The following is a 4,768-nucleotide window of genomic DNA, read 5'->3' as shown; positions in this document are numbered from 1 at the left end:
CCAGGTTGAATTTCAGGGAGTGACTAAAATAGAGGCATAGTATATTGTTTTTTGGTAAAATCAATATCAAGCACTGATGGAATTGTGTTGAGTATTCTAAGTTTATATCAAAAACGTGAGGATGGCTGAATAGTTACAAATAGTTTTTTTATTTGTTCTTTGAATGAACAAAAAAAATAAACTTTTTAATAAATAAAAATAGACATCGATGTATGATTTTATGTATAGCTGCCTATGAGAACGTGACTGTTCCAATACATTTATATTGTGAGGGCCTAATTGTTCTTTAAGTGATTTCTCAAAAAAATCATTTTAAATTTGGAAACGTTTTGGCACAATAATTATATTCACATCAATATTTATATTCCGTTATGATCTCCTGTATTTTTCTGGACCTTTAATTGGTTAGACTAGTAATATCAAGGAGTCCTGTTTATGAATGGATCAGTCCCCCTGGGATACATTGAAAACAAAAGCAGAACACTTGTCAATACTCCATTGTACTTTTGTCTGTTCATGCTTTTCACAATACTTGGTATTCTTGCATATTATATCCTGACAAAAGATGAATTTACTCCTACAATTATACTCTCTGTACTATGGATTATTTTTTGGAAGAACAGCAAAACGGAAGGGAAAACATTTCTTGTGATAGCATCCCTTTTTGGGTTCATACATGAATTATTGGGCGTACAATACGGATACTTCATGTACCTCGGTGGTGCAATAGGGAATGTTCCAATCTGGATATTGCCCGGCTATGGAACAATATTCTGGTCCTCCTACAATCTCTGGAATATATTCGAAAAACAATATTCAGGATCCAAATGGTTCCATTTTACAAATCATTTCATTATCTTAAGCTTTGTTCTGCTTATACTGGCAGACTACAGCTACTTTGATCTGACAAAGGACCCTCTTAACACATCTATTAAATTTATACTTGCATTTATGCTGTTTACAAATTTCAACCTGTTAAGACTTGCATACTTTACAGGATTCTTCACAGTCCTTAATGAAATTGCAGGAGAAACACTTGGAACATGGTCACATCCGGATTTTTCATTACTTTCCCTGATGGCAGGATACGTTTTCCTTCTTTGGATATGCCGGTCGATTGCCGAGGTAAAAGAAGCAAAGAAAGAAGAATCTCATGAAAATAATTCACTGGTAAGCTACATATCCGCATTTAAAGGACTTGTAAACGGGCAGAAAGAATGGACAAAAAGAGAGGCAACTGCCGTATTTTTGTTAATATTGTATTATACTTTGGCTTTGCTTGGGCTTATTAGAGCCTAAGCATTTTATTTTTTCCTGATAACGAGGAATGATCATGTGCCGATTAATTTTGAATTGAAATTTCGATTTCTGACCATGTCTTGATTTTTTTCAAAAGACTAATCATTTGTTGTGGAACATTCTTACAAAAGCGTAGTGTTTTTCTTAGTTACCTATATCCCAACACTATTGTGAGAGGGTCAGATTCGAACTCCGCAAAACTCGAAATTTATAAAAAGTATCCTCATTCAATCTTTAATAATATCCATCAAAAAGAGTTTTGGTGCGAGAGAAGGGATTCGAACCCTCGAACTCCTACGAGACTAGGCTCTGAACCTAGCGCCTTTGGCCAGGCTGGGCAACTCTCGCTCCACGATAATAGCCAATAGTAGTGTTTTTCATTATTAAGGGTTGTGGTAAAGTTGCTAGAGGACCAGCTCCTCTAGCGTCTTTGGTTGGCCCGAAGGCCTCGACAAAAAAGTTTTCATTGGAGTTTGTTTTAAAAATGGTTGTAAAGGAGTCGATCAAGAGAAGAAGAAACAGGAACTCTTGATCTAATTTATAAATTGTTGATGTTTGTATATAGCATAATCTCTTTCGAATTGGCGACCGATGTGGAAATTGTGGAGCAGGTCTAAAAAGTACAATGGCTTTGAAATTGTACAACGCCATTAAAACGGCGATATAAAAAAGATCCGAAATATTATAAAAGAATAGAAAAGGCTGATGGGGGTTATGCCATCAGCTTCATGATAAGTGCTTTCTGGGCATGCAGGCGGTTCTCTGCCTGATCGAAGACGACTGAATGAGGGCCGTCCATGACCTCTGCGGAGACCTCTTCGCCTCTGTGGGCAGGTAGGCAGTGCATAAAGATGACATCGGGCTTTGCAAGTTCCACCAGGTTGGAATTGATCTGGTAGTCTTCGAGGTCGCTAAGCCTTTTCTCCCTTTCTTCCTCATCGCCCATGGATACCCATACATCGGCGTAAAGGACATCAGCATCTGCTGCTGCTTCTTCCGGGTCGGTGGTTATCAGTATGTCGCCTCCGAGCTCTCTTCCCTTTGCCACGATCTCAGGGTTTGGCAGATAGCCTTCCGGACATGCAACAGCTATTTGCATACCGACCAGGGCACAACCCAGTATCAGTGAATTACAGACATTGTTACCGTCACCGATCCATGCGAACTTCAAACCTTTAAGACGGTTCTTGTATTCGCGTATGGTCAGGAAATCTGCAAGGATCTGGCAGGGGTGTTCAAGGTCTGATAGTGCATTGATCACAGGTACTTTTGAGTGCTTCGCAAGATCTTCAACCGTCTTGTGGCTGTTCACCCTTGCGGTAATACCGGCGACATAGCGGGAAAGGACCTGCGCAGTATCGGATACTGTCTCACCACGGCCTATCTGTATGTCCCTTGCATTTAGATAGATGGAATGTCCCCCAAGATCGCTCATGGCGACCTCGAAAGATACCCTTGTTCTTGTCGATGATTTCTCAAAGATCATCGCAAGGCTCTTGTTCTTCAGCAGGTCTGTAATCTTACCGCGAAGTCGTTTCTCTTTGAGGTCCTCAGCCATGTCAAGGATCTCAATGATCTCTTCCTGTGTAAGATCTGTCATTGATATTAGATGTTTCATGTTACCAGCTCATATCAGATAATTATCCACGGATCTGTTCCATGTGAGTGACCCTTCTCTGGACAAGTTCAGGTGTACCGATGTCCCTTCTGAAATGAAGGTCACCGGTAATGTTCTCAAGTGCGTTCTGTGCGATCCTCTCAGCATCTGTAATGCTGCTCGCAACACCCACAACAGCCACTGCTCTGGAACCAGTGGTGTATACCTTTCCATCCTTCTCATAGACACTTGAATAGAACAGGAGTGCATCACCGATATCGCCGACAACGACCTCTTTGTCCTTTGATGGCTCATCAGGATATCCTGCCGGTACAGCGTACTTACAGACAGTTGCACGTTTTAGGAACTCTACATCAAGTTCGTCAAGGGTGCCGCTGACAACAGCTGACATAACATCGATCATATCCGTCTTAAGAAGTGGAAGCACGTTCATTGCTTCAGGGTCTCCGAACCTTGCATTGAACTCAATGACCTTAGGTCCGTTCTTTGTAAGAATGAACTGGCCGTAGAGCATGCCCTTGAATGGTGTCTCTGTCTCTCCGAGGGCTGTGATAGTTGCTTTCATTATCTCCCTTGCACGGTAGAGATCATCAATGGTCACAAATGGCAAAAGTCCGTCAGAATCGGAATATGAGCCCATACCACCGGTGTTTGGTCCGAGGTCGTTCTCAAAAGCACGTTTGTGGTCCTGCACACATGGTGTGAAAGCAAGGTTCTTTCCATCAACGAATGCCTGTACGGTGAACTCCTCGCCCACAAGGTTCTCTTCAACGACAACATTGTCCCCGTCAAGAAGGGACACAGCATAATCATAAGCTGCGCCGGTGTCAGGAAGCTGGTCTCCCATTACCTTTACACCCTTACCGCCTGTGAGTCCGGCTGGCTTGATGGCCACGCTACCTAATTCCTCAATGTATTCCTGAAGGCCTTTCTTCTCGGAGAACACCTTGAAAGCAGGACATCCCTCAATGTCGTTGTCCTTCATGAAATTGCGAGCCCATGCCTTGTCGAACTCGATACGTGCAACATCCTTTCTAGGTCCGACAGCTCCGATACCTGCCTCTTCAAGTGCATCAGCAAGACCGACTGCCAAAGGCGCTTCCGGTCCGATAAAGACCATTTCGATACCCTTTTCCCTGGCGTATCCCACAACCTTCTCCACATCTGTCTCCTTAACCAGAAGAAAATCCTCGCACAAAGCTGCAATGCCAGGGTTCTTCTTTGCCATAACTGCGAAAAGGGTGGGGTTGCGTTCGCTTCTTGCAATGGCATCTGCAATAGCGTTCTCTCTTCCGCCTCCACCAATGATTAGAACATTCATATTATTAGCCTCGTTCAATTGAAAAGAAATATATTGATAATAGATCAGTTTATTTTTAGAAATAACGTTGTCTAATGTTAGAGAGCTAAATCTCCTACTATTGAATAAATACTTTTCCAATATTGTGAGTTATAGTATAAGTATGAATATTTCATAATGGCCGCACAGTAGATATAAAATATTATTTATAAAAAATTATTGTGTGATGAATATATCTGTTTCTCATGTTCTCAGGAAAGGTTATTTTGCATGCAACATTCGATAACGGTGCAATGCATGATCTGAGTATAAATTATCATCCCTAGGACGAGGTATATGTATCAATAGGTTACGGTACTGTGGGAATCGGTGAGATGACCGTTTAACAAACAGTCCATATGATAAAATAATTGTAACTATTCAGCCATCCTCACGTTTTAGATATAAACTTAGAATACTCAACACAATTCCATCAGTGCTTGATATTGATTTTACCAAAAAACAATATACTATGCCTCTATTTTAGTCACTCCCTGAAATTCAACCTGGTT

Annotated in this window: 3 protein-coding genes and 1 tRNA gene; 1 reads left to right on the top strand and 3 read right to left on the bottom strand. The window is 41.3% G+C overall.

All coding sequences use genetic code 11. The features are described 5' to 3' along the window. The first annotated feature begins 435 nt into the window (after positions 1-435). Positions 436-1,299 (top strand): hypothetical protein, encoded by an 864-nt coding sequence (locus QAS77_RS10655; RefSeq protein ID WP_305065478.1) that lies wholly within the window; start codon positions 436-438, stop codon positions 1,297-1,299. Between the two features lie 260 nt (positions 1,300-1,559). On the opposite strand, the gene QAS77_RS10650 is transcribed toward QAS77_RS10655, so the two are convergent. From QAS77_RS10650 to purD, 3 genes are all read right to left on the bottom strand, one after another. After that, positions 1,560-1,647: transfer RNA gene (locus QAS77_RS10650), tRNA-Leu, on the bottom strand. Between the two features lie 364 nt (positions 1,648-2,011). Beyond that, a complete protein-coding gene (argF, locus tag QAS77_RS10645) occupies positions 2,012-2,917 on the bottom strand; it encodes an ornithine carbamoyltransferase (protein WP_250868881.1) in 906 nt (301 codons plus the stop codon). A 22-nt stretch (positions 2,918-2,939) separates the two neighbouring features. Then, the gene (gene purD / locus QAS77_RS10640) at positions 2,940-4,238 is read right to left on the bottom strand and encodes a phosphoribosylamine--glycine ligase (RefSeq protein WP_305065477.1); all 1,299 of its coding nucleotides are present in this window, start codon (positions 4,236-4,238) and stop codon (positions 2,940-2,942) included. Positions 4,239-4,768: the final 530 nt, after the last annotated feature.

Origin of the sequence: Methanococcoides sp. (assembly GCF_030594565.1) — an archaeon.
Taxonomy (GTDB): Archaea; Halobacteriota; Methanosarcinia; order Methanosarcinales; family Methanosarcinaceae; genus Methanococcoides; species Methanococcoides seepicolus.
The sequence above is the reverse complement of the archived record's forward strand: the minus strand, read 5'-3'. Positions and strand labels throughout refer to the sequence as shown.